Here is a 25594-nt window from a genome sequence, read left to right on the forward strand (position 1 = left end):
TCGCAACGCACCGCACCGGTTACCCTCGGTAACAATCGGCCCGCTTTCAGCGGGCTTTTTTACGCGCCTCTTAAGTTTGGCTTAATTCTGCGCTGAGACTATGACCATCCATACCACCCCCTGTTGAGCCGCCGGAGTATCGGCGGCATCTTTTTGTCTTCTTCGTGCGGCGCCTGCTGGGCCCATGAGGTGTCGCAAACGGATACGGCGATGATAGAAGATTCCGTGTTCAAACATGTGCGCACGATGCTCAAGCGTCAGCATGCGTTGCCTGTGCAGAGCTGCCGCGTCTCGCAACCCGTGCAGCGCCCGTGGGGCCGTACCTATCGGCTCGTCGAATGGACGGTAACGAAAGATGCGCCGTCGCATCGGTGCGTCGTGCCGGCGGAACTCAGCGCGGCAGAAATCGCGCGCCACGTTGCCGCCCACATCCCCGGCCGCATCTACTTCGACGAACCGCGCTGACGCCGCTCACGCTGCATGCCAGTCCGTCCAGGCGTACGAACACGGCGATCCGTCGTGTCCGTGCCCAAAACCGTACGCGTCATCGGCGTCGCAGGCACCATGGGCGTCATGAGTGACATGTGCGCCGCGGTTTGAGCGGCGCGCGTTCTCTGCTACGCTTTCAGGCCGTAGTCTTCCACTTGGCCTGTCAGCACCTCATCCGATGGAAAATTCGTTCAACGAACGCGGCGTGACGATCACCCGCAACGGCCTCAGCGCGGGCGGCCAGCTTTTCGCGCTGCGCGACATTCAAGCACTGCGCGTCGTCACCGTTCACAAGAACAAGGCCTTGCCCCTCGTCGTCGCACTCATCGGTGCGGCAACGGCGGCCACCGGCGGCGTACTCGAGATGGGCTCGCTGCTCGTGATCGGCGTCATGCTCGTCGTCGTGGGGGCGCTTGCGTGGTACGTGCAGGACATCACGCACCGCCTGATGATTCGGACCGCAACGGGCGAACGCGAAGCGCTGACGAGCACCGACATCGAATTCGTCGAGCGCGTCGGCCAAGCCGTGCACGACGCGCTCGCGCGCACTCAATCGGTCTGAAGCGGCCTCACGCGCCAGATTTCGCGCGCATATTCGGAAATCGTGCGATCCGACGAAAACTGCCCCATGCCGGCAACGTTTTCGACCGCGCTGGCCGTCCACGCGCGCGGATCGCGAAAGCGCGCGTCCACGGCGTCCTGCGCCTGCGCATAGGCACCGAAATCGGCAAGCACCATGTAATGGTCGCCCCAGTCCACGAGCGTATGGAATATATCGGAGTAGCGATGCGAATCGCCACCCGAAAAGTAGCCCGTACGAATCTGATCGAGCGCGAGCCGCAATTCCTCGTTCTCTTCGTAGATCTGCCGCGGCCGGTAGCCTGACGCCCGCAGATCGCCGACTTCGCTCGCAGTGAGGCCGAAGATGAACATATTCTCGCGCCCTACGGCCTCGCAGATTTCGATGTTGGCACCATCCATCGTGCCGATCGTGAGCGCGCCGTTCAACGCGAGCTTCATGTTGCCCGTGCCCGACGCCTCGGTGCCTGCCATCGAAATCTGCTCGGACAGATCCGCCGCCGGAATCATGAGCTCGGCGACGCTCACGCCGTAGTTCGGCACGAACACGACCTTCAGCAGATCGCCGATCGCCGGATCGTTGTTGACCTTCTGACTCACGTCGCCAATGAGCCGGATGATCGTCTTGGCCATCTTGTACGCGGATGCGGCCTTGCCCGCGAAAACGATCGCGCGCGGCACCCAGTCGCGCTCCGGATGCGCGCGAATGCGGTTGTAGCGCACGATCACATGCAGCACGTTCAGCAATTGCCGCTTGTACTCGTGAATGCGCTTGACCTGCATGTCGAACAGCGCATCGGGATGGATCGTGCAGCCCGTGTCGTGCAACAGGCGCTGCGCCAGACGAATCTTGTTGCGCCGCTTCGCGGCACGAAATTCCGAGGCGAACGCGGGATCGTCCTTGAGCGTGCGCAACTGCGCCAGCTCGAACAGATCGGTGCGCCACCGCGTACCGATGCGGCTGTCGATCAGCGAGGAGAGCGGCGGGCTCGCCTGCGCGAGCCATCGCCGCGGCGTGATGCCGTTCGTCACGTTCGTGAAACGCTCGGGGAACATCCGTGCGAAGTCGCTGAAGAACTCGCGCTCCATCAATTGCGAATGCAGCTTCGATACGCCATTGACTTTCTGGCTCGCGACAATGGCCAGATGCGCCATGCGCACACGCCGCTGCCCGTATTCGTCCACGAGCGATATACGGCGAATGACATCGATGTCATGGCCGAAGTGCTCGCTCGCCACTTTGAGGAAATTGGCGTTGATCTCGAAGATGATCTCGAGATGTCGCGGCAAGAGGCGCGCGAGCATATCGACATCCCAGGTTTCCAGCGCTTCCGGCATCAACGTGTGGTTGGTGTAGGAAAACACCTGGTGGACCATCTTCCACGCGCGCTCCCACGGAATATGATGGACATCGACGAGCAACCGCATCAACTCGGGTATCGCGAGCACCGGGTGCGTGTCGTTCAGGTGAATCGCCACTTTCTCCGCGAAGCGGCCAAAGGTGCTGTGCGTGCGCTGATAGCGGCGGATGAGATCCTGCATCGTCGCCGAAACGAAAAAGTACTCCTGGCGAAGACGCAACTCGCGCCCTGCCGGCGTGGAGTCGTCGGGATAAAGCAGCCGCGAGACGTTCTCCGAGTATTCCTTCGCCTCGACCGCGCGCCTGTAGTCGCCCTGGTTGAACGCCGAGAGATCGAGTTCCTCGGTCGCGCGCGCCGACCACAACCGCAGCGTATTGGTCGCGCTCGTCCCGAACCCCGGGATCACCGTGTCGTATGCCATCGCGTTGACATGCTCGGTCTCGGTCCACTCGACACCATGCTCGCGCTGGACGGTGCGCCCGCCGAAGTGAACGACGTATTGCACCTCGGGGCGCGGGAACTCCCACGGGTTGCCCGCGCGCAGCCAGTAATCAGGGGTCTCCACCTGCTCGCCGCCCACGATCTGCTGACGGAACATGCCGTACTCGTAGCGAATGCCATAGCCGAAGCCGGGCACCGCGAGCGTCGCCATCGAGTCGAGAAAGCAGGCAGCCAGGCGGCCCAGGCCGCCATTGCCCAGTGCCGCGTCAGGCTCGAGTTCGGTGATGGCCGCGAGGTCCACACCGACGCTCGCCAACGCCTCGTGCATCTGATCATGGATCCCAAGTGCAAGCAGCGCGTTCGTGAACGTGCGCCCGATCAGGAATTCCATCGAGAGGTAGTAGACGCGCTTGACGTCCTGTTCGTATTGCTGCCGCGTGGTTTTCATCCATCTCGCGACGAGGCGGTCACGCACGGCAAACGCCGCGGCATTGAGCCAGTCTTGCGGGCGGGCCGCCACGGCGTCCTTGCCGACGCCGTACATCAAGCGGTTGGAGATGGAGCGTCTGAGTGCATCGACGGTGCTGTTGAGCTGATCGAATTCCAGGTCGACGGCTGTCATCGAATCCCTCCTGTCAGCGCGGCGGCATGCGCCTTGCTCTCGCCGGCAAAGACGAATGCACGAACCGCTGGGCGTTCAGGTTACGCCTTTTTGCCTGCGGACGGGGCGCCCGCCGCTGCGAAATAAATCGGCAAAAAATCTTCGCGGCGAGAGGCCCGGCGGCACGCGGGCGTGCTTGCGCATTGGCATGGCGCAGGCGCCGTGCCTAATATGAACAGGTCGGGTTATAACGGAGACGGCCATGACGACGCGCACGGACATTCACACGGTGCTCGGCACGATGCACTCGCACGAGCTGTTGATGCTGTCGCTGATCCGGGCGCTGCCGCCCGAAATTCGCCAGCGCGCGATAGACGACTTTCAGGCGCAGGTGGAACAGGCCGACCTGCCGCATCTGAGCGCTGACAGCGAGCGGGAAACGATCGATGCCTGCCGCGCGCATCTGCGCAAGATGTCGATCGTATTGAGCGCGATATCGTCGTAGCCGCCGCTATGCGGTTTCGGCCACTTCAGCGCGGCAGATAAGCGAGCGGATCCATCGGCGTGCCCTCGCGCCGGATCTCGAATTGCACGGTCGCACGGCCCGTCTTGTCGGTGCCCATCTGGGCGATCGACTGCCCCTTGCGAACCGTGTCGCCCTCTTTCACCGCGACGGGTCCGTTCACGGCATACGCCGTCACGAGCGAATCGCTGTGCTTGACGACGATCAGCGTCGCATACTGCTCCACCGCATTGCCGATATAGATGACGTTACCGTCCGCCGCCGCTTTGACGGGATCGTCGGCACGCCCCGCGATCATGATGGCTTTCGACGCCGCGCCCTGCGTCGGCTTCAGCACGTTCCCGTAAGCAGGCCACGCGAGACGGACGGCCGGGGCGCCCGAGACACTGGCATTCGCCCCGGTCGGCGGCACGACGCGCAGCACCTGTCCAGGAACGAGCAAAGCGGTCATGGGCAGCCGGTTCCATTCCGCGATGTCCTGCTGCCGTTGGCCGAAGCCGGCCGCGACGCTGGCGAGCGTATCGCCCGCGTTGACCCGGTAATAGCCGGGCTGCACGCCTGGCTGAGCGAGGCGCGCGTTCGATTGCGAGCCGGTGGACGAGGTGCCGAACCACTGATCGGTCGTCGTGCATCCCGCCGCGAGCGCGATGCACGCCGTCAGCGCGATATGGGTGAGTGTGCGCACCCGAATGGCGGGCACCGCAGCCGTTGTGTTTGTCGTTGTCATCATTTCCCCTCGATCGATGCGTTGCGCCCGTGCACGACCTCTCTTTTCGTGCACGCGACCCTCGCTGGTCGGACGCTGTTTGCTTCCTTGGCCGCGCCACGCGACTTGCGGGCGCCGCCCTGACCGGGTGGCCGCAAGCCATGCGGCACCAACTGGAGGGTCGAGGATCGCACATCTTACCGCCCCGAGGCAAAGCGAGGCCGAAATGAAACTGGCTCGCGCCCCGACAAAGGGCAGCGAGCCAGTTTCCTGGGGCATGCCGGCGAATCGTCAAAGGCGATCCGTCGGACTTCCCTCACACCGCAAGCTTGCGCTTAGCGGCCGAAGTAAAGCGGGTGCACACCGTCGACATTCATCGGACGGCTTTGTTGCGCCGAGCCCGACTGGCTGTTGTCGGCAGCCGAGCCACCATAGCCCGACGTATCGGCCGTAGCGGCCACCTGGGCGCCTTGCTGCGCGTCGACGCGTTGCTCGGCGGCCTGGATGTCGGCCGGATAATACGGATCCTGGCCGGTCGGACGGTAGCCCGCCTGTTCGAGGCGGATCAGGTCTTGCTTGACTTGCTCCCGCGTCACGGGGCCGTTCGATTGGGTTTGTGCCATCGAGACGAGCGGGACCGAAAGAGCGGTAGCGGCGATAAGGGCATAAGCGAGCGATTTCATGACTGACCTCCGTAATTTGTTTTCGCCCCGAACACCGTGTTCGGAAGCGATTGATCACAGTCTAGCCAGCGCATCACCTAGGGAAAACCACTAATTTGATGAAAGAGTTTTTCCCCGAGAGCAACAATAACGCCCTGTAACGATTCGTTACCGCCAAAAACAGTGACAATAGACCCTGCTGTCCACCGGGTCTTGCTACGCCCAATTAGCGTGGTAGCTGCCTTCCTTATCGATACGCTCGAACGTGTGGGCACCGAAGAAATCGCGCTGTGCCTGAATCAGGTTCGCCGGCAGGCGCTCGGCGCGATAGCCGTCGAAATAGGCAATGGCCGATGCGAACGCCGGTACCGGTACGCCCGCGGTCACGGCAGCGATCACGACCTCGCGCAACGCCGCCTGATATTGCTCGGCAATCTCCCGGAAATACGGGTCGAGCAAGAGGTTGGCGAGTGCGGAGTTCTTCGCGTAGGCGTCGGTGATTTTCTGCAGGAATCGCGCACGAATAATGCAGCCTGCACGGAAAATTTTCGCGATCGAACCAAATTCGAGATTCCAGCCGTATTCCTCCGAGGCGGCCCGCAACTGCGCGAAACCCTGCGCATACGAGATCACCTTGCTCAAGTAAAGGGCGCGCCGCACGGCTTCGACGAATGCGTCACGGCCCTCGAGCCGGGGCGCGGGGCGCGGCCCGGAGAGGATTTTGCTCGCCGCGACGCGCTGTGTCTTGAGCGACGACAGCACGCGCGCGAATACCGATTCCGTGATGAGGGGCAACGGCACCCCCAGGTCGAGCGCATTCTGGCTCGTCCACTTGCCGGTCCCTTTTTGCGCAGCCCGGTCGAGGATCACATCGACGAGTTCGCGGCCCGTTTCATCGTCCTTGCGCCCAAAGATCCTTGCGGTGATTTCGATCAGATAGCTGTCGAGTTCGCCTTCGTTCCATTCGGTGTAGACACGCGCGAGCTCGGCGTTCGTCAAGCCCGCCACTTGCTGGAGCACCGAATAGCTTTCCGCGATGAGCTGCATGTCGCCGTACTCGATGCCGTTGTGAACCATCTTGACGAAATGTCCGGCGCCGTCGGGGCCCATGTAGGCCACGCAGGGCTCGCCGTCGGGCGCCTTTGCGGCAATCTCTGTGAGGATCGGCGCAACGAGGTCGTAAGCCTCGCGCTGCCCGCCCGGCATGATCGACGGCCCCTTGAGCGCGCCCTCTTCGCCACCCGACACGCCGGTGCCGATGAAATGCAGGCCCGCCTTCGCCAGCTCCTGGTTGCGGCGAATCGTGTCGGTGAAATGCGTATTGCCACCGTCGATGAGGATATCGCCGGCGTCCAGCAACGGCTTGAGCGCCGCAATGGTCGCATCGGTTGCCTCGCCGGCTTTCACCATCAGCAAAATGCGGCGAGGCTTTTCGAGCGAAGCGACAAATGCTTCCAGCGTGTAGGCCGGCACGAGTTGGCGCCCCGGAAACTGCGCGAGCAGTTCGTCCGTTTTCGCGCGGCTGCGGTTGTAGACGGCGACAGTATGGCCGCGGCTCTCGATGTTCAGCGCGAGATTGCGCCCCATGACCGCGAGACCGATGACGCCGATGGCAGGTTTGCCCATTGTGGAATTCTCCTTGGAAGGCTGCCGCACGATCCTTATGCCGCACGGCGCGACAGTTCGCGCATCGAGCCGGGCATCTCGCCGGCCGAAACGCGCCTAAACAAAATGTGTCGTCACGTTTGCCGCGAGTGTCGCCAGCGCGTCGCCGCACGGGGCCTCGACTTTCAAGGCCAGCAGCGGATCGGCACGCGTGCGCCCGATATTGACGGCGGCAATCGGCGTTCCCGCCTTTTCGGCCCACACGCAGAAGCGATAGCCCGAGTAGACCATCAGCGACGAGCCCACCACGAGCATCGCATCGGCGGACTCGAGCGCGTGCACCGCCGCGTCCACACGTTCGCGCGGCACGCTCTCGCCGAAAAAGACGACCGCGGGCTTCAGCATCCCGCCGCACTCGGGGCAGCCCGGCACGCTAAACGCGTCGAGCGCCGCCCATTCGAGGTGGGCATCGCCATCCGCCGATGCTTCGGCGACGATTCCCGCCAGCTCCGGATTGGCGCGTTGGAGAAGCAGTTGGACCTCCGAGCGGTCATGACGCGCGCCGCATGCGAGGCAGGTGACCGCATCGATGCCGCCGTGCAGCTCGATGACGCCGGCGCTGCCGGCCCGCTGATGCAGGCCGTCGACGTTTTGCGTCACCAGCGCCGCAATACGCCCCGCATGACCGAGCTGCGCGAGCGCACGATGCGCCGCGTTCGGCTGCGCCGCGGCAAGTATCGGCCAGCCCACCATGCTGCGCGCCCAATATCGGCAACGCGCCGCTTCCGAACCGAGGAACGCCTGCAGTTGAATGGGTTGCGCGCGCATCCATTCGCCGTTTGCATCGCGGTAGCCGGGAATGCCGGAGGCGGTGCTGACGCCCGCCCCCGTCAACACGAAGAGCCGCTCATGACGCCGTACGAATTCGCCCAGCGCATCGAGCGCTTCGAGCGCTTCGGCGTGGGCGTGATCATGCGCGGGCGCCGCCAATGAAGCGGATGGAATAGAAGACAGCAAGGCATCGGTTTCGGTCATGGGCGGCAATACCCGGCCAAGCGTTGGACCCGGCCGGAAGCAACGTGACGCGACGACGCGCATTCTACGCCGTTCGCCGCAACGTTGCCCGCGGCTTGCCGCCTGCACGCGCGCTCGGGCGCCCGCGATGCATCAGTGGATGCTTCGCGCTTCAGCGCTTCAGCGCTTGGCCGCTTGCTGGCCGAGTACCGTCTGGATCATGCAATCCATTTCCTTGACGATATCGGAGAGAAGCGCGGTGACGACGGCGAATTCGCGCCCGTACGGACCGGCCCGCCCGGCGGAAATGCGTGCGTTGATCGCGACGATGTTCGCTTGCATCGAAATATGGCCGAGCTGCTCGGCCAGATCGGCATTGCGCTTTTTCGCCGCTGACTCGACCCCGCGCATTTCGTTCTGATAAGCGAGCGTGATCTGCTGGAGGAGCTCGAGCAGCGGCGTTGCCTGCGCGATGATCGCAGCGACTTCCTCGCCATCCGGACCTGCTCCGGCCGCGATCGAAGCAATAGCCGCCGTTGCGTCCGCAACGAATTGCCGGATGCGCTGATCGGCCCGGTGCGTGCCGAAGTAGAGCGCCTGGAGCGCATCGGAAAACACCCCCGGCAGGCGGTCGTTGCCATTGACGAGATCGGCATGCGCGCCCGAGAACGTCGCGAGGCACTCGCGCGCGATGGCGAGCGCGGCGGCATCGCCCTGCGCCGCGAGCAGCACATGCAGCACGATCCGTTGCGACAGCATGCGCTGCCGCCCGGCTACGTTGATGAGTTCGCCGATGGTTTGGCCCGAGACGGCACTTTGTTCTTTTTCTGCCAGTTGTTTCATATCGGTAGCGCCGCTCGATCGCTCGACGGCGCGGTTTCCTTGCTGAAGGACGCCATTGCCCTTCGTCAGCCGCCCGCAAACGGCGGCTTGCCGACTCCGACCCGCGGCAAAGCCGCCGTTGGCTCTGCCACGGCCGCTCACGCAATAGCCATGCCATCGCGCCTGCCGTGCGGCACCGCAACACCGCGCACGCAGCGGCAGCGCGGCGCAATGCGCGCGTGGGCACGGTCATGAGCACGTACACGACGGCGCACGTTGGTGCATCGCGGCACCCGACGCACCGGCACAGGGAAGTGGAGAACCGCACGGCAAGCTGCGCGCCGGTTTTCGAGAAGCGCTCCGCGAAGCATGCCGAAAGCCGCCTGGAAGCGGGCTGGAAGCGAACTAGAAGCGGTCGACGCGAAACGGCGCCGGGTCGACGAAAGGTACCGCGCCCGTCATCATTTCGGCAATGAGGCGGCCCGTCACGGGGCCGAGCGTGAGGCCGTGATGCGCATGGCCGAAAGCGAACCAGAGGTCCTTGTGGCGCGGCGCAGGGCCGATGACGGGCAGCATGTCGCCGGTACAGGGCCGCTGCCCCATCCACGGCTCGCTGTCCACCCGCTCGCCCAGCGGAAAGAGCGCCCGCGCGATCGGCTCGACGGCGGTAAGCTGATCGGGTGTCTTGGGCTCGTCGAGCAATCCGAGTTCCGCGCCGGTTGTGAGCCGCACGCCGCGCGCCATCGGCGTAATGAGGTACCCCTTCTCCGCATCGAGCACGGGATGATTGAGCCGCGCGTTCGCGCTGGAACGATAGTGCATGTGATAGCCGCGCTTGATGCCGAGCGTGAGCCGGTAGCCCAGGCGCTCGCTGAGCGGGGCCGACCAGGGCCCCATCGCCACCACCGCGCTCTTGGCCTCCACGGCGCCGGCTTCCGTGCGCACGCGCCACTTCGGCTCGAGCGTCGTCGCGTCGCCCGTCAGGAAACGCCCGCCGAGCGCTTCGAAATAGCGCGCGTAAGCCATCACGAGCGCGTTTGGATCGTCGACCGACACGGCTTGCGTGTAGTGCACGGCGCCGACGAGCGCCGGCGACAAATCGGGCTCGAGCGCATGCAAGGCAGCGGGATCGAGCGCGTCGTAGGCGACGCCGAACTCCGCCTTCCACCGTTCGGCAGTCTTCAATTCTTCCTCGAAGCGGTCCGGCGTACGGTAGACCCGCATCCAGCCGTTGCGGCGCAGCGAGCCCGCAACGCCTGCCGCTTCGGCCAGCGCATCGTGCTCGCTCACGCAATGCTCGATCAACGTGGCGTAGCGCCGCGCAATGGCCGCATGCCGTCCCGGCGCCGAATTACGCCAATAGCGGAACAGGAACGGTGCCAGCTTGGGCATGGCCGCCGGATGATAGCGAACGTCGAGCGCCTTGTTGCCGGCATAGTGCAGCAGCGCGCCCAGGCCGCGCGGAAAAGCGTAGGGATAAACGCCCTCGCGCTGGATGAGCCCGGCATTGCCGAACGATGTCTCGTTACCGGGCGGCTTGCGATCGATCAGCGCCACGGCCAGCCCGCGCTTTTGCAGATGGACGGCAACGGAAACGCCGACCATGCCGGCGCCAAGCACAAGAGTGTCGAATTTCATCGAAGCGAAGATCGAAAGGGGAAAGCGCCAGCGAAAACGAGGAGCCCGGCGGCGGACAGCCTCGTTATCATATACGAGAATCGACGATTTCTCGTATATGAGAATATTCGCCACCGCCTCCCTTCACCGCCTCCCTTTTTGCCGGGGGCTCCGCCCAAACGTTGCCGTCATGCCGAAGAAACCCGCCGCCCCGCCGCAGATCGACCACGCGCTCGTCGGGGAGCGCCTTCGCGCCGCGCGGAAGGCTCGGGGGCTCACGCTCGCGCAACTGTCGGAACAATCGGGCGTGGCCGTCTCGACGATTTCGAAAGCCGAGCGCGCCGATATTGCGCTCACCTACGACAAATTCGCCGCGCTCGCGCACGCGCTCGAGGTCGACTTCGCCGACCTCTTCGCGCAACCGGGCAAGGCCCGCACGCGGCGGATGACGCCCTGCTTCACGGCGGCCGGCACGCAGCCCGTCTACGATACGCCGAACTACGATTACGGCCTCATTGCCCACAGTCTGAGCGGCAAACGCATGGTTCCCATCCGTGCGCGAGTCCGCGCCCGCTCGCTCGCCGAGTTTCCCGACTACATCCGGCACGCGGGCGAAGAGTTCGTCTTCCTGCTGAGCGGCACGCTTCGGCTCGAATTCGAAAACGGAAGCGCCTATACGCTCGCTCCCGGCGACAGTCTCTACTTCGACAGCACCATCGGCCATGTCTATCTGAGCACGGGCGACGCGCCCGCGGAGGCGCTCGTCTGCTGCGTCGATACCGGCGCGCATCGCGGCGAAGGCGTCATCTAGGCCCGCTCGCGCCCATTGCAGACCCCTGGCGCCGCCATTCAGGGTGCGCCGCGAGAGCGCTCGCCGCCAAATTGTGCTTTACTTCCGGTGCAACTCGAAAAACAACGACGTATTGCCGAGCAAACCGGCACCGAGCGCATCGAGGAGTGCCGAGTCTCGATCCCCCCAAGGAGACAATCCATGGCGATCAGCATCAGCCTGACGGTCAACGGCGCACCCGTGACCGCCGATGTCGAAGCTCACACCCTGCTGGTTCATTTCCTTCGCGATCACTTGAGGCTGACGGGTACGCACGTCGGCTGCGATACCGCTCAATGCGGCGCTTGCACCGTGCATCTCGACGGCCGTGCGGTGAAATCCTGCAACGTGCTGGCCGTACAAGCCGACGGCACGCAGGTCACGACGATCGAAGGGCTCGCGAAAGACGGCGAGCTTCACCCGATGCAAGCCGCGTTCCGCGAGTGCCATGGGCTGCAATGCGGCTTTTGCACGCCCGGCATGGTGATGAGCGCGGCGGCGCTGATCGCGCGGCAACCCGACGCCACGGCCGACGAGGTACGCCGCCAGCTCGACGGCAACTTCTGCCGCTGTACCGGCTATCACAATATCGTCAAGGCGGTGCTCGAAGGCGCGGCGCAGATGAAAGCCGGCCACGCCGGGACGCCCGCGGCAGTTCGTTGAGGAGAGCGAAACAATGAACGCACCTGAAGAACGCCGCCTGATCGGCGCCTCGGTCAAACGCAAGGAAGACTATCGTTTCCTGACCGGCAACGGGCAATACACGGATGACGTCGTGCTGCCGCGGCAAGCCTACGGCGTATTCGTGCGCTCGCCGCATGCTCATGCCCGCCTCGGCACCATCGACGCAGAAGCGGCCAAGGCGATGCCAGGCGTCATCGCCGTATTCACCGGCGCCGATCTGGCGGCCGAGCACGTCGGCGGGCTGCCCTGCGGCTGGTTGATTCACAGCATCGACGGCTCCCCGATGCGCGAACCGGCGCACCCCGTGCTGGCCTACGGCAAGGTGCGGCACGTGGGCGATCCGGTCGCGCTCGTCATCGCCGAATCGGCGAAAGCGGCCAAGGATGCGGCCGAGGCGATCGACGTCGACTACGACGTGCTGCCCGCCGTGACCGATACGGCCGTGGCGGCCGACGGCAGCCAGCCGGCCGTGCACGACGAGGTACCCGACAACGTCTGCTACACCTGGGGCCATGGGGACAAAGCGGCAACCGATGCGGCATTCGCCAAGGCAGCCCACGTGACCACGCTCGAGATCGTCAACAACAGGCTGGTGCCCAATGCGATCGAGCCGCGCGCCGTCAACGCGAGCTATTCGAAGCAGGATGACAGCTACACGGTTTATGTGGCCAACCAGAACCCGCACGTCGAGCGGCTGCTGATGGCCGCGTTCGTGCTCTCGCTGCCCGAATCGAAGCTGCGGATCGTCGCGCCCGACGTGGGCGGCGGCTTCGGCTCGAAGATATTTCTCTACGGCGAGGATGTCGCGCTCACCTGGGCATCCAGGCACATCGGCCGGCCCGTGAAGTGGACGGCGGAACGCTCGGAATCGTTCGTGTCCGATGCGCACGGCCGAGATCATGTGACGAAAGCCGAGCTCGCGCTGGATGCCGACGGCCGCTTCCTCGCGATGCGCGTGCATACGATCGCCAACATGGGCGCGTATCTGTCCACCTTCGCTTCTTCGGTGCCGACGATTCTCTATGCGACGCTGCTTGCCGGCCAGTACGCGACACCCGCCATCTATGCCGAGGTCAAAGCCGTCTTCACCCATACCGTGCCTGTGGACGCCTACCGCGGCGCAGGCCGCCCGGAGGCGACCTACGTCGTGGAGCGGCTCGTCGAAACCGCCGCGCGCGAGCTGGGCCTCGATCCCGCCGAGATCCGCCGGCGCAACTTCGTTCGTGAATTCCCTTACACCACGCCCGTGGGCCTCACCTACGACACCGGCGACTACGAAGCCTGCCTCTCGCGCGCAATCGAACTCGCCGACGTAGCGGGCTTCGCCGCGCGGCGCGACGCGTCGAAGCAAAGCGGCAAGCTGCGCGGCCTCGGCTACTCGTGCTACATCGAGGCGTGCGGCCTCGCGCCGTCGAAGATCGCCGGGGCCCTCGGCGCGCGCGCGGGACTATTCGAAGCAGGCGAGGTCCGAGTGCATCCGACCGGCACCGTCACCGTCTTCACGGGCTCGCACAGCCATGGTCAAGGTCACGAAACAACCTTCGCGCAGGTGGTGGCCGACCGGCTCGGCGTGCCGCTCGAAAACGTCGAAATCGTGCACGGCGATACGGGGCGCATTCCGTTCGGCATGGGCACCTACGGCTCGCGCTCGATTGCCGTGGGCGGCGCGGCCATCATGAAAGCGCTCGACAAGATCGAAGCCAAGGCGAAGAAGATTGCCGCACATCTGCTCGAGGCCTCGGCGAACGACATCGAATTCAAGAACGGCGTATTCCGCGTGAGCGGTACCGATCGCACCAAGAGCTTCGCGGAGATTTCGCTCGCGGCATACGTGCCGCACAATTACCCGCTCGACGAACTCGAGCCCGGGCTCGACGAGAACGCGTTTTACGATCCGAGCAATTTCACCTACCCGTCCGGCGCGTACATCTGCGAAGTGGAGGTGGACCAGGATACGGGGGAAACACGCATCGATCGCTTCACCGCCGTCGACGATTTCGGCAACGTCATCAATCCGATGATCGTCGAGGGCCAGGTCCACGGCGGACTGGGCCAGGGCATCGGCCAGGCATTGCTCGAACGATGCGTCTACGACAACGAAACGGGACAGTTGCTTTCGGGCTCCTACATGGACTACGCGATGCCGCGCGCCTCCGATCTGCCGGACTTCACCGTGGAGACGGCCAAGGGCACGCCCTGCACGCATAATCCGCTCGGCGTGAAAGGCTGCGGCGAAGCCGGTGCGATCGGGTCTCCGCCCGCCGTCATCAACGCGCTCGTCGATGCGCTTGGGTCGCTCGGCGTCAAGGACCTCCAGATGCCGGCCACGCCGCATCGCGTCTGGTCGGCCATCCGGGCGGCACAGCAGGCCACGCAGCAAGCGGCCCATTAACGAAGGAGTCCTAAATGTATTCCTATTCGTTCGACTATCAGCGTGCCGCCGATGCCGCCGCGGCTGCCGCGCCCCTGAAGGCCGATGGCGATGCGAAGTACCTTGCCGGCGGGCAGAGCCTGCTGCCCGCCATGCGCCTGCGGCTCGCGCAACCGACGACGCTGGTGGACGTGACGCGCATCGCCGCCTTGAAGGCGATCCAGGTGGACGACTCGCTCGTGACGATCGGCGCGGCCGTCTGCCATGCGGACGTGGCCGAGCACGACGCCTTGCGACGCGTGCTGCCGGGACTCGCCGATCTGGCCGGTAACATCGGCGACCGGCAGGTACGCGCGCGCGGCACCCTCGGCGGCTCGCTCGCCAACGACGATCCCGCGGCCGACTATCCAGCCGCGGCCCTCGCGTTGGGCGCGACGATCGTGACCGACAAGCGGCGCATCGCAGCCGACGATTTCTTCGTCGGCATGTACGAAACGGCACTCGAACCGGCGGAGCTGATCATGTCGGTGGAATTCCCGGTGCCCGAAAAGAGCGCCTACGAAAAATTCCGCAATCCCGCGTCGCAGTTCGCGCTCGTCGGCGTATACGTCGCGCGGCACCGCGATGGCGTGCGCGTGGCCGTGACCGGCGCGGGCCCCTCTGTGTTTCGCTCGATGGACCTCGAAAAAGCACTGACGGCAAACTTCGCGAGCGCCGCCGCGCGCGCCGTATCGGTGCCGCCCGACGATCTGAACACCGATCTGCACGCGAGTGCCGAGTATCGCGCGCACCTGATACCGCTGCTGGCCGCGCGCGCCGTGGAGCGCGCCCGCTAGCGCCCTTTCGCGATGCAACCGGTATCGATCGACGACGCCCTCGCCCGGCTCGCGGCACACGGCTATTTCGCCAGCCGCGAACTGGCCGCCGCGCTCTACCTTTCCTTGCGCATGGAGCGGCCGCTTTTTCTCGAAGGCGAGCCCGGCGTGGGCAAGACGGAGCTGGCGAAAGCGGCCGCCGCCATGCTCGGCACCACGCTGCTGCGCCTGCAATGCTATGAAGGGCTCGACACGGCCAGCGCGCTCTACGAGTGGGATTACCCGCGCCAGATCATGGCGCTGCGATTGGCCGAGGCATCCGGCGAACGCCCCGGCAACGATACGCTTTATCGCAGCGAGTTTCTGCTCAAGCGGCCGCTCCTGCAGGCGCTTCTGCCGGACGAAGCGCACCCGGGCGCCCAGCGCGTACTGTTGATCGACGAAATCGATCGTGCCGACGAGCCGTTCGAAGCGTTTCTGCTCGAACTGCTCTCCGACTTCCAGGTTTCGATTCCGGAGTTCGGAACCGTGCGCGCCGAACGGCCTCCGCTCGTCGTCGTCACGTCGAACCGCACGCGCGAAGTCCACGATGCCCTCAAGCGCCGCTGCCTCTATCAATGGATCGGCTACCCCGAGCGCGAGCGCGAACTGGCCATCGTGGCGGCCCGGGCGCCCGAGGCCGGTGCGGTACTGCAGCGCCGTGCCGTCGCGTTCGTGCATCGGCTGCGTACGATGGATCTGTTCAAGGCCCCGGGCGTGGCCGAAACAATCGATTGGTGCCGCGCCCTGGCCGCGCTCTCGGTGCGCGAGCTCGATCCGCAATCGGTGCAGGACACGCTCGGCGTGCTGCTCAAGTACCAGGACGACCTGGCCCGCCTCGATGCGGAGCAGATCGCGCAGTGCCTGGCCGTGACGGAGTGATCGATGGCACCGCCCGAATGCGGCACCGGCGCCTTGCCGATATTCGCACGCAACGTCGCGCACTTCGTACGCGTGCTGCGCGCGGCGGGCTTGCCGATGTCCTCGGCACAAGCCGTCGATGCACTGCATGCCCTGACGCTGGTCGACATCGGCCGCCGCGACGACGTACAGGCGGCGCTCGCGGCGACGCTCGTCACCTCGCCCGACGAGCGCGCACTCTTCGACGCGGCATTCGACGTCTATTGGCGCGACCCCGATTGGGAAAACCGCCTGCGCGCGATGCTGCTGCCCAAAGTGCAGGGCGCGGCCCCTCCGCCCACGCGCAATAACCGTCTTGCCGACGCACTGGCGGCGCGCGAAGCCGATTTGCAGCGCCGGCGAAACGATCGCCCGGTACCCGACGGCGAGCAACAGGAGATGACCGCACGGTTCACGTTCAGCGCCGAGGAACGGTTGCGTCACCGCGACTTCGACACGCTGAGCGCCGACGAATGGCGTACGCTGCGCCACGTGATTCGCCAACGCCGCATCGCGCTGGCGATGGAGCCGACGCGGCGGCTGCAGCCCGCGTCGCATGGCACGCATGCCGATGTCCGCGCGAGCGCGCGGCAAGCCGTGCGCGCAGGCGGCGACTGGGTTCAATGGAAGTATCGCGGCCGTCGCCGACGCAAACCGCCCCTCGTGCTGCTGCTCGATATTTCGGGTTCGATGAGCAGCTATTCGCGTGCCGTGCTTTATTTCTGCCACGCGTTGCTGCAATCGCGCGAGCGGCTGCAAGTTTTTCTCTTCGGCACGCGCCTCACGAATGCGACGCGCGCACTGCGCGAACGGGATCCCGACGTCGCGGTCGCGACGCTCGCGGAGCGCGTCGTCGACTGGTCGGGCGGCACGCGCATCGGCGCGGCGCTGGCGGAATTCAATCGCCGCTGGGCGCGACGCGTGCTCGGGGCCCGCGCAACCGTCGTACTCGTGACCGACGGGCTCGACCATGAATCCATCGAGCTGCTCGAAGCCGAAATGGCGCGCCTCGCCCATTTCGCCCACCGCATCGTCTGGCTCAATCCGCTCTTGCGCTACGCGCGGTTCGAGCCGCTCGCGCGCGGCGTGCAGGCGATCCTGCCGCATGTGGACGCCCACCGCCCCGTTCATCATCTCGACAGCCTCAGCGCGTTCGCACGCGACCTCGCGAGCCTCGAGCACGCACGGCACGCGCGGCGCCCGCCGCACGCCCGCGCGTTCGCCCCGCCACCCGGAGGAATTCCCCATGGAACTGACTGAGCAGTACGTGTTGCCCGTCCCGCAGCATCGCGCCTGGGAGGCGCTCACCGATACCGCCGTGCTGCTGGCCGTCATTCCAGGCTGCGAAAGCATCGAGGCGGATGGAGAGAATACCTACAACGTCGCGATGCGCGCCGCCGTCGGGCCTGTCAAGGCGCACTTCAAAGGCCGCATGTCGCTGACCGACATCGATGCGCCGCACACCTACACCGTCGTCTTCGAAGGCCAGGGCGGCGTTGCCGGTTTCGCGAAGGGCAGCGCGCATGTCACGCTCGAAGCCGACGGAGAATCGGCAACGAAGCTATCCTATACGGCACACGCTCAAGTCGGCGGCAAACTCGCGCAGATCGGCTCACGCCTCGTGGACGGGGCAGCGCGCAAGATCGCGAGCGAATTCTTCAAGCGGTTCTCGGCCCATATGACGAATGGCGCGGCGCCCGGCGAAGCGGCCACGCAAGAGCCTGAGCCGTTGACCGATTCGGCGCCCGGGGAAACGGGCGCGGCGCCGACGGAAAAAGGAAAGAAATCATGGAAAGCATGGATCTCGAAGTCTTGAGCTCGAGTGCGCGATGGCTCGAGGAAGGCCATCGCGTATTGCTCGTGACGGTGGTGAAAACGTGGGGCTCCTCGCCGCGCCCGCAAGGCGCAATGCTCGCCGTGCGTGACGATGGCCTCGTGGTCGGCTCGGTATCGGGCGGCTGCATCGAAGACGATCTGATCGACCGCGTACGCCGCGCCGGAATAGGCGGCACGCTGCCGGAATCCGTGAAGTACGGCATCAGCGCCGAGGAAGCGCACCGCTTTGGCCTGCCTTGCGGCGGCACGATCGAACTCGTGTGCGAACCGCTCACCCCGGCAAGCGCAATCGCGGAACTGCACCAGGCCGTGGAGTCGGGCCGGCTCGTCGCGCGCTCGCTCGACATGCGCACCGGCCACGCTCGGATCGCACCGGCGAAAGCCGCGGACGGCCTCGAATTCGACGGCAACCGGCTGCTGACGATCCACGGGCCACGCTACCGCATGCTCGTGATCGGCGCCGGGCAGCTGTCGCGCTACCTGTGCAGCATTGCCGTCGGACTCGACTATCAGGTCACCGTCTGCGATCCGCGCGAGGAGTACACCGACGAATGGCAGGTGCCAGGAACGACCGTCGTGCGCACGATGCCCGACGACACCGTGCTCGACATGAAGCTCGACGAACGATGCGCCGTGGTCGCCTTGACCCACGACCCCAAGCTCGACGATCTCGCGCTCATGGAGGCACTGAAAACACCCGCGTTTTACGTCGGCGCCCTCGGTTCGCGGCGCAACAACGCCGCGCGGCGCGAGCGCCTCAAGGAGTTCGATGTGAGCGACGCGCAACTCGCGCGGCTGCACGGGCCCGTGGGCATCTACATCGGCAGTCGCACGCCGCCTGAAATCGCGATATCGATTCTTGCCGAAGTCACCGCTGCCAAGAACGGCGTTTCGCTGCCCACGCTGCTGCAGGTGGAAGGCGCGAAAGCCGCGCGCGAGGAAGATGCCCGGCGCGGCGTGCATGCCTGAGAATCTCGCCTTGCACATGGCAGCGTCAAGCTCGCCGCGCGATCGGCGTTTCGAGGTTGGCGTTTGCCCGCGTTGACGAGACGCGGTGCGCCCCTCGACGATGACGAACGCGAGCCGGCTCACGCCACCGCCTGCGCCCGCGCCTGCTGTTTTCCACGAACCGAATCGCTCATTTCCCTTCGGACGCCCGATGACCGATGCTTCTTTTCGCCCCGCCCTCGAACACGCCTTCGACCATGCACTCGTGCATCTGGAGAGCCTCGGACGCCAGCCGGTGGCGGCAACCGCCACGCTCGACAGCCTGCGCGAACGTCTGGCAAAGCCGCTCAATGCCCAGCCGCTGCCGCCCGAGCGCGTGGTCGACGAACTCGCGGCCGACACGGCGGGCGGCATCGTGGGCAGCGCGGGCGGCCGATTCTTCGGCTGGGTGATCGGCGGGGCGTTGCCGGCCTCGCTGGCAGCCGACTGGCTGACGAGTGCGTGGGATCAAAATGCCGCGTCGTATGCATGCGCCCCGGCCGAGGCTGTCGTCGAAGAGGTCTGCGGCGTCTGGCTGAAAGACGTGCTGCGCCTGCCGCCCGCGGCAAGCTTCGCGCTCACGAGCGGATGCCAAACCGCCCACGTCACGGCGCTGGCCGCTGCCCGTCACGCACTGCTGCAACGGCGCGGCTGGCAAGTCGAGCGCGATGGCCTTTTCGGTGCGCCGCGCATCCGCATCCTCACCAGCGATCAGTTTCACGGCAGCGTATTGCAGGCAGCGCGGCTGCTCGGCATGGGCACCGCCTCGGTGATCGGCCTGCCTTCCAACGAGCATGGGCAGCTGGATGCTCCGACGCTCGAGGAGGCACTGGTTGCCGATGCCGACGCCGCGACGATCGTCCTGCTGCAAGCCGGCGATCTGAATATCGGCGCTTACGATCCGTTTCCCGAACTGATCCCGCTCGCGCACCGCTACGGGGCCTGGGTCCACGTGGACGGCGCATTCGGCCTCTGGGCCAACGCGAGCGCGCGCCACCGGCATCTGCTCGAAGGCGTGGAGCAGGCCGACTCATGGGCCACGGACGGGCACAAGTGGCTCAACGTTCCGTACGACAGCGGTTTTGCGTTCGTCGCCGACAGTGAAGCCCATCGCGGCGCGATGGCCCATCAGGCCAGCTACGTGTCGTACAACGATCAGGTGCGCGAGCAAAAGGATTGGACGCCGGTGTGGTCGCGCCGCGGACGCGGCTTCGCCACCTACGCGGCGTTGCGCGAACTCGGGCGCGAGGGAATCGCATCGCTCGTGGAGCGTAATTGCGCGGCCGCCCATGCGCTTGCCACGCGCATCGGCGCGCTGCCGGGCGCCGAACTGGTCTGGGCACCTCAGATCAACCAGGGCCTCGTGCGCTTTCCAGATCCCCGGGCCGGCGCGACGCAAGACGACCACGACGCCTGGACCGATGCCGTCACGCAAGCCATACTCGCAACCGGCGAAGCGCTTTTCAGCAATACGACATGGCGAGGCATGCGTTGCATGCGGATTTCGGTCTGCAATTGGCAGACCGACGAAAACGACGTGGCCCGCGCGGTTGCAGCTGTGGAGACGGTGCTGCGTGCGAAGCATGCCGGTGCGGCGGACCGGTCGTCCGTCGCCGGGTAAATGCCGGTATGAGCGAGCACGCGCTAGCCTGCGCCCGCCCGTGCAGCCGCCCGCTGGTGACGTCCCGCAGACCGGCGAACTGGCGAATTGGCGAATTGGCGAATTGGCGCTACGCGCCAGCATGCTTCGTATGCTCGGCGATCCATGCATACGTTTCGCTCAACACTTCATCCGACAGCGCCGCGTCGTCGCTGAGACGCGCAAACAGCATCGCCCCCACCATCGCGGCCCAACTGCCGATCGCGGCACGGCGCGCTGCCGCAGGATCGGCCTCGGACATTTCGCGCGCGAAGCGTTCGATCTGGTTTTTCAATCCCGCCGCGAGCGCCGCGCGCGTTCCGGGCGTCTGCCGGGCCGCCTCGGCACCGAGTGCCGCAATCGGACAGCCTTGCGCGACATTGTCGCGATGCGCCGGCGACAGATAGCGCGCCGCATAGCGCACCAGATCGGCCTCCCCTTGCGCCCCCTGCGCCATCACATGCTCGAGCGTATGCGCGATCAGGTCGTCCTTCGACTTGAAGTAGCCATAAAAACCGCCGTGCGTCAGGCCAGCCGCATGCATCACGTCGGCCACCGTCACGCCATCGAAGCCCCGCTCGCGAAATAGCCGGCCCGCCACCGCAAGAATCTTCTGACGGTTCTCGGCAACCTGCTCTCGACTGACTCTCATCGCATTCCCCCAAGTCTCGCTTGACATTATACATGATGGCCATCATCATAAGGCGTTACATGATGATCATCATGTAAATGATGCCTGCCTCATTCCTCATTGGAGAACGAAATGTCGACGAAACCCACTGTCCTCGTCACCGGTGCGTCATCCGGTATTGGTGCAACGTACGCTGAGCGCTTCGCCCAGCGCGGTCACGATCTGGTCCTCGTTGCCCGAAATCGCGAGCGGATGCAGCAACTCGCCGAACGATTGCACGCGGACCACGGCGTCGGCGTCGAAGTGCTGCAAGCCGACCTGACGAATTCGGCCAATCTGTCGGAAGTCGAAGCCCGCCTGCGGGACGACGCGCGCATCGGGGTGCTGATCAACAATGCCGGCACCGCAGTGCCCGGATCTTTCGTCGAGCAGACGCCCGAAGCCGTTTCCAGCCTGATTGCGCTCAATGCGACGGCACTTGCCCGACTGGCTGCCGCAGTGGCCTCGCGCTTTGCGCGCGAGGGCGGCGGCGCGATCGTCAATATCGGCTCGGTGGTGGGGCTCGCGCCGGAGCTCGGCATGACCGTCTATGGCGCGACGAAGGCATTTGTCCTGTTCCTCTCGCAGGGCCTGCAGGTCGAGCTCGGGCCCAAAGGCGTCTATGTCCAGGCGGTACTGCCGTCCGCCACCCGCACGGACATCTGGAATCGCTCGGGCAAGGACGTGAACGAATTCCCAGCTGTCATGGAAGTGGGGGAACTCGTGGATGCGGCGCTCGTCGGGTTCGATCGGCGCGAAGCCGTTTCTATTCCGCCGCTGCCGGACGAGGCTCAGTGGAAAACGTTCGAAGGCGCACGGCAGGCTATGCTGCCGAACTTCCTTCAGGCTCATGCCGCAGCCCGCTATCGCGACACGGTCCAAGCTTGATAGCGTGGGCGGCCTGCGCCGCCCACGCCCGGCGGCGCCTCTCGAGTAAGCACACGGCATCACCCGCGGCGCGTAGGCCCGGCCGGCTGCGGCTGCGGTGAAATGCGGCATGAATCGATTTTCGTTTGAATCGATTTTTATCTTGAATCAATCGAAAACCATTCGTAAGATTCAACCGTCTCGCACAACCGCGATGACTCAATCGATTGAATAACCAGAATTACCCATCATTTATCGCAGGTTCCAAACTATTTGTGGCTTTAGAGCCATTAATCGACTCATGGAACTGCCGCATTGAACACGCCGGTGCTTTTTCGACGAAACCCGCTAAGGAGGCTTCCGGAATGATTCATCCGTCGTCTTTCAATCTCCCGGTTTTCCGCATACTGCGCGCATGCGCGCTGGCCATCTGCATACCCGTGGCGCACGCGAACGAGGCCGCATCGACGGCCAGTTCGAACACCATCGCGGCATCTGGCACCGTCGACAATGCCAAGCGCGAGGCGGCAGCCACCGTGACGCATCTGCTTGCCGATCCAGCGTTTGCGGACAGCTTATCCGAAGAGTTCGGCGGGGCCGCGGCAGGCAACGATAAAACGGCGTCATTGGCACGCGTGGCCCATCGATATCAAGCCAAGCTGGGACAACGGGCGCCAGGCCGCGATACGTCCATACAGAGCCGGTCGGCGCAAACGCTGCATCGCCTCGATCAATCGCTGCTCGCCTATAAGGGAATCGAAAAGCTCAGTGCGGGATTATTGCAGGTGCGGCTATATCGCCCGGCCGAGCAATCCATTGCGCCGATCGATCTCGCTCAAGTGCTGGTCGCATACGAGCCGCCCAACGACGACAAATATTGGCGCACGGTCGATGCTTATGACAGGCAAGGCAATCTTTATCGTCTCGATGCGCGTCGGGCGCCGGATTTTCCCGTTCTCGTCATCGGCGTCGATGGCAAGGAAGACTTGCGCGCCGGCCTGATCCTCGCGAACGAGACGCTGGCCGCGCAGGGGATGCAAGGCGCGCTTCGCGCGGGCGCTCGCGCACTCCAGGGCCGGCGCGCCGCCACGCCTATCGATGTCGCGAAACTGGACGCCGTTTCGTTGAGTAACGACGAGGAGCCATGGGTATCCGGCGCGGCGGAGGTCTATGCGCTGGTCTCGGGCGTGCAGCCATCGGCCGGAAAAGCCGAAATCCAACTCGTCGAACTACCGTACCTCCAGCACCCCAACAAGACCTACACGCCGAATCAGGTACTCGTCTACTGGGACGACTTCCGGTTCGGCGCCGCCAACGTGCAGTTGTACGAACACGACGACAATACCAACTACAAGGACTTGGCGCTCGCGCTCGCATCGGGCGTCACGCGCATCGTCGGCGTCTTCAAACCGGAATTCGGCATGGTCGCGGCGGTTGCGCAGGCCGTCGTGCAAGCCATGCCGAGCCAGTGGTTCACGAACGACGACGACTACCTCGATTCCTTTTATACGCTCGAGAAAGACCGCACATACGTCAACTATCCGGGCGCCGCGCGCAATGCCACAATAACGCTTACCCCTTATCGGCTTTCCTCCCGGTCATAGTGTCGATATCGGGAATAAAACCTCCGCAGGCCGGCGGCCCGTTCGTCGCCTGCGGCCGCCCCGCTGAGCCCGCGAATTCGCAGCGTGCGCCTGCCTTCAACGCAGGTTGGTTTTCATCAGTTCGACGAGTTCGTCGCCGCGGCCGTTGAGTACCGCGCGCAGCATGTAGAGGCTGAACCCTTTGGCATGCGCGAACTCGAGCTTGGGCGGCATCGCCAGCTCATGCGATGAACGGCTTGCCGCGCAGCGCGTGCACGACCGGAGCACCGACTGTCTCAGCCAATACGTCGGCAAAGCTCAGGCGGACGCCCGCCCGTCGAAGCCGGTCCACCGCGACGCGCGAAAATCATAGAGCTTGCAGTGCCGTGCTGTCGTGAAGTACCAACGCCACGAAAACGGCTGGATGACGATCCGCTGCGGCAGCAGTTCTTCGAGCTTCGCCTGCGCGTCCTTCAACTGGTAGAGAGGAATGCTCATGTCGAGGTGATGCGCCGTATGCTCCATGATGTGGTGCATGAGCGCGCCGAAGCGCCATCTGAACGTGAGGTGCACCGTGGTGGAAACGAACGGTTGCGCATTGGCCCACGCCGCCCGATCGTCGTACCAGCGAACGCGTTCGTGCGTGTGATGCACGTACACCACGAAACCGATCATCGAGCACCAGAACAGGAACGGAATCACGAAGCCGGCCAACAGCAGGAGCGACACCGATTGCCCCGTCGCCTGTGCGCCCCATACGAGTGCGGCAAGCCAGCAGGCCCAGAACACAGCAACGAGCCAGCAGTCTCGAAAAAATACGGGCCGGCGCGTGGGCATGGCGGCTTTGGTCGGAAAGAACATGCGGCGCCACCAGATCTCGATCATGTAATAGAGGCCGGGCGCCCACCCGCACCGATAAAGACGCTCGAGCCATTGGCGCGAGCGCGGCAGCGCATCGAACTCCTCCCGCGTGAGCGGCGCCCAGATGAAATCGAATCCTTTCAGGTTCGTATAGCCGTGGTGCACGACGTTGTGCCCGACTTCCCACAGGCTATAGGGCGTCAGTGACGGCAGGAACGCAATGCGGCCCAGCCACCTGTTGAGCGTGCGATGCGGAGTCAGGCTTTGATGGCAGGCATCGTGGCCAATAATGAAAAGCCGCCCGATGACGAAACCGGCGGCGAGCGCGGCGGCCAGCTTCACGACCAGGCTGTGAACCAGCACGATCACGGCCAACAATGCCGCGAAAAGTGCGTAATCCAATATCAGAAGCAAAATCGGCCGGAGTGTCGTACGTCCAGACCAGGGTTCAAGCCAACTGCGCAGGGTTTTCCGGTGCGGCAGCGGTGCGTCCGGCGGTACTGGCCGGCTAGGCATCGTCATTTCAAATCTTTCCCGTATCCTGGGCCGATCGCGTTGGAACAGGCCCCGTCGCCCGCGGCCCGGTGTCATCGGATGCGCGCGCACGACTCATGGTTCAAGCAATCCGACATGTTCGGCGCAGCAGCCGTGCGCCGGCTTGATTTATGTCAAGGCACATGCGCTCGTGCACGCGGCAAACGCCGCATACCTTCGCTTCAGTTCGCGTGGCGCAGCCAATCGATGATCTGCACCGTCCAGCCGGCAACCACGATGGCGAGCCCCGCTGCAAGGCGCACGTAGCGAAGGGCCGCCGTGCGGCGCCGGTGGTGAACGGCCCACGAGCCGGTTGGACGTAACATACGATCTCCGCACAGATAGCGCGACGCGCGTCAGTCGGTTTCGCGCGCAGCACGGCCCGTAACGGGCGCGGGGATGTGCGCGCAGTTCGTATCCTGCCATATAAATTCGAACAACGCTAATAATTCTCATTTACAGTCAGCCGCAGCGATACCCCCGTAACGCCGGCAGGCGGCAGGGCGTGGACGTGCCGGCATTCGCACCGAGCGTAAACTACGCCCCACACCGAGCCTTC

The 25594-nt window shown here is 64.9% G+C and carries 24 protein-coding genes; 14 read left to right on the forward strand and 10 right to left on the reverse strand.

What is annotated here, in order from left to right:
- The first annotated feature begins 210 nt into the window (after positions 1–210).
- Entirely contained in the window at positions 211–465 is a 255-nt protein-coding gene (locus U0034_RS23090) for a DUF2866 domain-containing protein (protein WP_085229750.1), read from the forward strand.
- 202 nt (positions 466–667) lie between these two features.
- Positions 668–1051: a DUF6232 family protein gene (locus U0034_RS23095; RefSeq protein WP_085229654.1), complete on the forward strand. Its 384-nt coding sequence runs from the start codon at positions 668–670 to the stop codon at positions 1049–1051.
- On the opposite strand, the gene U0034_RS23100 is transcribed toward U0034_RS23095, so the two are convergent.
- Complete coding sequence (locus tag U0034_RS23100) at positions 1039–3492, reverse strand: glycogen/starch/alpha-glucan phosphorylase (protein WP_085229655.1); 2454 nt, start codon at positions 3490–3492, stop codon at positions 1039–1041. The two genes, U0034_RS23095 and U0034_RS23100, sit on opposite strands and share 13 nt — an antisense overlap.
- Positions 3493–3733: 241 nt before the next feature.
- Here U0034_RS23100 and U0034_RS23105 point away from each other — a divergent pair, with 241 nt between their 5' ends.
- The gene (locus U0034_RS23105; RefSeq protein ID WP_085229656.1) at positions 3734–3976 is read left to right on the forward strand and encodes a hypothetical protein; all 243 of its coding nucleotides are present in this window, start codon (positions 3734–3736) and stop codon (positions 3974–3976) included.
- Between the two features lie 25 nt (positions 3977–4001).
- Here U0034_RS23105 and U0034_RS23110 read toward each other — a convergent pair whose 3' ends face one another.
- The 6 genes from U0034_RS23110 to U0034_RS23135 all read right to left on the reverse strand — a co-directional run bounded on the left by U0034_RS23110 (position 4002) and on the right by U0034_RS23135 (position 10441).
- Entirely contained in the window at positions 4002–4724 is a 723-nt protein-coding gene (locus U0034_RS23110; RefSeq protein WP_158243557.1) for a peptidoglycan DD-metalloendopeptidase family protein, read from the reverse strand.
- Positions 4725–5035: 311 nt separating this feature from the next.
- The gene (locus tag U0034_RS23115) at positions 5036–5383 is read right to left on the reverse strand and encodes a DUF4148 domain-containing protein (protein WP_085229658.1); all 348 of its coding nucleotides are present in this window, start codon (positions 5381–5383) and stop codon (positions 5036–5038) included.
- Between the two features lie 195 nt (positions 5384–5578).
- Complete coding sequence (gndA, locus tag U0034_RS23120) at positions 5579–6988, reverse strand: NADP-dependent phosphogluconate dehydrogenase (RefSeq protein WP_085229659.1); 1410 nt, start codon at positions 6986–6988, stop codon at positions 5579–5581.
- Positions 6989–7084: 96 nt separating this feature from the next.
- Complete coding sequence (locus U0034_RS23125) at positions 7085–8002, reverse strand: NAD-dependent protein deacetylase (RefSeq protein ID WP_085229660.1); 918 nt, start codon at positions 8000–8002, stop codon at positions 7085–7087.
- Positions 8003–8161: 159 nt separating this feature from the next.
- Positions 8162–8824: a type IV pili methyl-accepting chemotaxis transducer N-terminal domain-containing protein gene (locus tag U0034_RS23130; RefSeq protein WP_085229661.1), complete on the reverse strand. Its 663-nt coding sequence runs from the start codon at positions 8822–8824 to the stop codon at positions 8162–8164.
- A 384-nt stretch (positions 8825–9208) separates the two neighbouring features.
- Positions 9209–10441, reverse strand: coding sequence for an NAD(P)/FAD-dependent oxidoreductase (locus tag U0034_RS23135; RefSeq protein WP_085229662.1), 1233 nt, complete (start codon positions 10439–10441; stop codon positions 9209–9211).
- Positions 10442–10610: 169 nt separating this feature from the next.
- On the opposite strand from U0034_RS23135, the gene U0034_RS23140 reads away from it, so the two are divergent.
- The 9 genes from U0034_RS23140 to U0034_RS23180 all read left to right on the forward strand — a co-directional run bounded on the left by U0034_RS23140 (position 10611) and on the right by U0034_RS23180 (position 20502).
- On the forward strand, positions 10611–11231 hold the full coding sequence (locus tag U0034_RS23140) for a helix-turn-helix domain-containing protein (RefSeq protein ID WP_085229663.1): 621 nt from the start codon (positions 10611–10613) through the stop codon (positions 11229–11231).
- A gap of 180 nt (positions 11232–11411) precedes the next feature.
- Entirely contained in the window at positions 11412–11912 is a 501-nt protein-coding gene (locus tag U0034_RS23145; protein ID WP_085229664.1) for a (2Fe-2S)-binding protein, read from the forward strand.
- 13 nt (positions 11913–11925) lie between these two features.
- Complete coding sequence (locus U0034_RS23150) at positions 11926–14325, forward strand: xanthine dehydrogenase family protein molybdopterin-binding subunit (protein ID WP_085229665.1); 2400 nt, start codon at positions 11926–11928, stop codon at positions 14323–14325.
- Positions 14326–14339: 14 nt separating this feature from the next.
- A complete protein-coding gene (locus U0034_RS23155; RefSeq protein ID WP_085229666.1) occupies positions 14340–15140 on the forward strand; it encodes an FAD binding domain-containing protein in 801 nt (266 codons plus the stop codon).
- 12 nt (positions 15141–15152) lie between these two features.
- Positions 15153–16040 carry an AAA family ATPase gene (locus U0034_RS23160; RefSeq protein WP_085229667.1) on the forward strand — a complete coding sequence of 296 codons (888 nt, stop codon included), beginning with the start codon at positions 15153–15155 and terminating at the stop codon, positions 16038–16040.
- A gap of 3 nt (positions 16041–16043) precedes the next feature.
- Entirely contained in the window at positions 16044–17318 is a 1275-nt protein-coding gene (locus tag U0034_RS23165) for a vWA domain-containing protein (protein WP_085229668.1), read from the forward strand.
- Positions 17305–17874: a CoxG family protein gene (locus U0034_RS23170; RefSeq protein WP_085229669.1), complete on the forward strand. Its 570-nt coding sequence runs from the start codon at positions 17305–17307 to the stop codon at positions 17872–17874. Before U0034_RS23165 ends, U0034_RS23170 begins: the two co-directional genes overlap by 14 nt.
- A complete protein-coding gene (locus U0034_RS23175) occupies positions 17847–18863 on the forward strand; it encodes an XdhC family protein (RefSeq protein ID WP_085229670.1) in 1017 nt (338 codons plus the stop codon). Before U0034_RS23170 ends, U0034_RS23175 begins: the two co-directional genes overlap by 28 nt.
- Before the next feature lie 190 nt (positions 18864–19053).
- Positions 19054–20502, forward strand: a complete 1449-nt coding sequence (locus U0034_RS23180) for a pyridoxal phosphate-dependent decarboxylase family protein (RefSeq protein ID WP_085229671.1) — start codon at positions 19054–19056, stop codon at positions 20500–20502.
- 109 nt (positions 20503–20611) lie between these two features.
- On the opposite strand, the gene U0034_RS23185 is transcribed toward U0034_RS23180, so the two are convergent.
- Entirely contained in the window at positions 20612–21172 is a 561-nt protein-coding gene (locus tag U0034_RS23185; RefSeq protein WP_085229672.1) for a TetR/AcrR family transcriptional regulator, read from the reverse strand.
- Positions 21173–21283: 111 nt separating this feature from the next.
- Here U0034_RS23185 and U0034_RS23190 point away from each other — a divergent pair, with 111 nt between their 5' ends.
- Both U0034_RS23190 and U0034_RS23195 read left to right on the forward strand, forming a co-directional pair.
- Complete coding sequence (locus tag U0034_RS23190; protein WP_085229673.1) at positions 21284–22078, forward strand: SDR family NAD(P)-dependent oxidoreductase; 795 nt, start codon at positions 21284–21286, stop codon at positions 22076–22078.
- Positions 22079–22422: 344 nt separating this feature from the next.
- The gene (locus U0034_RS23195; protein ID WP_085229674.1) at positions 22423–23661 is read left to right on the forward strand and encodes a DUF3103 family protein; all 1239 of its coding nucleotides are present in this window, start codon (positions 22423–22425) and stop codon (positions 23659–23661) included.
- A 297-nt stretch (positions 23662–23958) separates the two neighbouring features.
- On the opposite strand, the gene U0034_RS23200 is transcribed toward U0034_RS23195, so the two are convergent.
- Both U0034_RS23200 and U0034_RS23205 read right to left on the reverse strand, forming a co-directional pair.
- Positions 23959–25023, reverse strand: coding sequence for a fatty acid desaturase (locus U0034_RS23200; protein ID WP_233212007.1), 1065 nt, complete (start codon positions 25021–25023; stop codon positions 23959–23961).
- Positions 25024–25217: 194 nt separating this feature from the next.
- Entirely contained in the window at positions 25218–25361 is a 144-nt protein-coding gene (locus tag U0034_RS23205) for a hypothetical protein (protein WP_158243555.1), read from the reverse strand.
- Positions 25362–25594: the final 233 nt, after the last annotated feature.

It is taken from the genome of Trinickia caryophylli, assembly GCF_034424545.1.
Lineage (GTDB): Bacteria > Pseudomonadota > Gammaproteobacteria > Burkholderiales > Burkholderiaceae > Trinickia > Trinickia caryophylli.

What these genes read in the sequence shown, in the direction of transcription:
- U0034_RS23090 (WP_085229750.1), top strand. Translation starts at nt 211, where the DNA reads ATGATAGAAGATTCCGTGTTCAAACATGTGCGCACGATGCTCAAGCGT.
- U0034_RS23095 (WP_085229654.1), top strand. Translation starts at nt 668, where the DNA reads ATGGAAAATTCGTTCAACGAACGCGGCGTGACGATCACCCGCAACGGC.
- U0034_RS23100 (WP_085229655.1), bottom strand. Translation starts at nt 3,492, where the DNA reads ATGACAGCCGTCGACCTGGAATTCGATCAGCTCAACAGCACCGTCGAT.
- U0034_RS23105 (WP_085229656.1), top strand. Translation starts at nt 3,734, where the DNA reads ATGACGACGCGCACGGACATTCACACGGTGCTCGGCACGATGCACTCG.
- U0034_RS23110 (WP_158243557.1), bottom strand. Translation starts at nt 4,724, where the DNA reads ATGATGACAACGACAAACACAACGGCTGCGGTGCCCGCCATTCGGGTG.
- U0034_RS23115 (WP_085229658.1), bottom strand. Translation starts at nt 5,383, where the DNA reads ATGAAATCGCTCGCTTATGCCCTTATCGCCGCTACCGCTCTTTCGGTC.
- gndA (WP_085229659.1), bottom strand. Translation starts at nt 6,988, where the DNA reads ATGGGCAAACCTGCCATCGGCGTCATCGGTCTCGCGGTCATGGGGCGC.
- U0034_RS23125 (WP_085229660.1), bottom strand. Translation starts at nt 8,002, where the DNA reads ATGACCGAAACCGATGCCTTGCTGTCTTCTATTCCATCCGCTTCATTG.
- U0034_RS23130 (WP_085229661.1), bottom strand. Translation starts at nt 8,824, where the DNA reads ATGAAACAACTGGCAGAAAAAGAACAAAGTGCCGTCTCGGGCCAAACC.
- U0034_RS23135 (WP_085229662.1), bottom strand. Translation starts at nt 10,441, where the DNA reads ATGAAATTCGACACTCTTGTGCTTGGCGCCGGCATGGTCGGCGTTTCC.
- U0034_RS23140 (WP_085229663.1), top strand. Translation starts at nt 10,611, where the DNA reads ATGCCGAAGAAACCCGCCGCCCCGCCGCAGATCGACCACGCGCTCGTC.
- U0034_RS23145 (WP_085229664.1), top strand. Translation starts at nt 11,412, where the DNA reads ATGGCGATCAGCATCAGCCTGACGGTCAACGGCGCACCCGTGACCGCC.
- U0034_RS23150 (WP_085229665.1), top strand. Translation starts at nt 11,926, where the DNA reads ATGAACGCACCTGAAGAACGCCGCCTGATCGGCGCCTCGGTCAAACGC.
- U0034_RS23155 (WP_085229666.1), top strand. Translation starts at nt 14,340, where the DNA reads ATGTATTCCTATTCGTTCGACTATCAGCGTGCCGCCGATGCCGCCGCG.
- U0034_RS23160 (WP_085229667.1), top strand. Translation starts at nt 15,153, where the DNA reads ATGCAACCGGTATCGATCGACGACGCCCTCGCCCGGCTCGCGGCACAC.
- U0034_RS23165 (WP_085229668.1), top strand. Translation starts at nt 16,044, where the DNA reads ATGGCACCGCCCGAATGCGGCACCGGCGCCTTGCCGATATTCGCACGC.
- U0034_RS23170 (WP_085229669.1), top strand. Translation starts at nt 17,305, where the DNA reads ATGGAACTGACTGAGCAGTACGTGTTGCCCGTCCCGCAGCATCGCGCC.
- U0034_RS23175 (WP_085229670.1), top strand. Translation starts at nt 17,847, where the DNA reads ATGGAAAGCATGGATCTCGAAGTCTTGAGCTCGAGTGCGCGATGGCTC.
- U0034_RS23180 (WP_085229671.1), top strand. Translation starts at nt 19,054, where the DNA reads ATGACCGATGCTTCTTTTCGCCCCGCCCTCGAACACGCCTTCGACCAT.
- U0034_RS23185 (WP_085229672.1), bottom strand. Translation starts at nt 21,172, where the DNA reads ATGAGAGTCAGTCGAGAGCAGGTTGCCGAGAACCGTCAGAAGATTCTT.
- U0034_RS23190 (WP_085229673.1), top strand. Translation starts at nt 21,284, where the DNA reads ATGTCGACGAAACCCACTGTCCTCGTCACCGGTGCGTCATCCGGTATT.
- U0034_RS23195 (WP_085229674.1), top strand. Translation starts at nt 22,423, where the DNA reads ATGATTCATCCGTCGTCTTTCAATCTCCCGGTTTTCCGCATACTGCGC.
- U0034_RS23200 (WP_233212007.1), bottom strand. Translation starts at nt 25,023, where the DNA reads ATGACGATGCCTAGCCGGCCAGTACCGCCGGACGCACCGCTGCCGCAC.
- U0034_RS23205 (WP_158243555.1), bottom strand. Translation starts at nt 25,361, where the DNA reads ATGTTACGTCCAACCGGCTCGTGGGCCGTTCACCACCGGCGCCGCACG.